A 977-nucleotide genomic window follows, 5' to 3' on the forward strand; every position below is an offset into this window, starting at 1 on the left:
CCCCGCCACGCCCCGGCCCGTCGTGCTGAACACGTGGGAGGCCGTCTACTTCGACCACGACCTCGACCGCCTGCTCGACCTCGCCGACCGGGCCGCCAGGGTCGGGGTCGAGCGATTCGTGCTGGACGACGGCTGGTTCCTGGGCCGCCGCCACGACGGCGCCGGGCTCGGCGACTGGCACGTCGATCCGGACGTCTGGCCCGACGGCCTGCACCCGCTGGTCAAGCGGGTACGCGGGCACGGCATGGAGTTCGGGCTCTGGCTGGAGCCCGAGATGATCAGCCCCGACTCCCGGCTGGCCCGCGCCCACCCCGACTGGATCCTGCGCACCGGCGACCGCCTGCCGCCGCCCGCCCGCCGCCAGCAGGTCCTCGACCTGAGCAACCCCGACGCGTACGCGTACGTCAGGGAGCGGCTGCTCGCCCTCACCGGCGAGTACGACCTCGACTTCATCAAGTGGGACCACAACCGCGACCTCGTGGACGCCGGCTCCACCCGCCGCGACGGCCGGGCCTCCGTGCACGCCCAGACCCACGCCGTCTACCGCCTGCTGGACGACCTCCGCGCCGCGCACCCCCGGCTGGAGATCGAGTCCTGCTCCTCCGGCGGGGCCCGCGTCGACCTCGGCATCCTGGAGCACACCGACCGCGTCTGGGCCAGCGACTGCATCGACCCCGTCGAACGCCAGGACATCCTGCGCTGGACCGCCCAGCTCCTGCCGCCCGAACTGGTCGGCAGCCACATCGGTGCCGGCCGCTCGCACACCACCGGCCGCCGCCACGACCTCGCCTTCCGGGCCGCGAGCGCGTTCTTCGGCCACTACGGCGTCGAATGGGACCTCACCGCGCTCGCCGACGCCGACCTCGACGAGCTGGCCACCTGGATCGCCCTGCACAAACGCCACCGCGACCTGCTGCACACCGGCGTCACGGTCCGCCTGGACGACGTCCCCGAGGGCGTGCGGGCCCACGGCGTCG

At 74.0% G+C, this 977-nt stretch carries 1 protein-coding gene; it reads left to right on the plus strand.

The genetic code is table 11. From position 1 onward, the window contains the following. Positions 1-977, plus strand: a 977-nt coding sequence (locus FAF44_RS53320) for an alpha-galactosidase (RefSeq protein WP_237111141.1), incomplete at both ends; no start/stop codon positions are given.

It is taken from the genome of Nonomuraea sp. MG754425 (genome assembly GCF_021699195.1).
Classification (GTDB): Bacteria; Actinomycetota; Actinomycetes; order Streptosporangiales; family Streptosporangiaceae; genus Nonomuraea.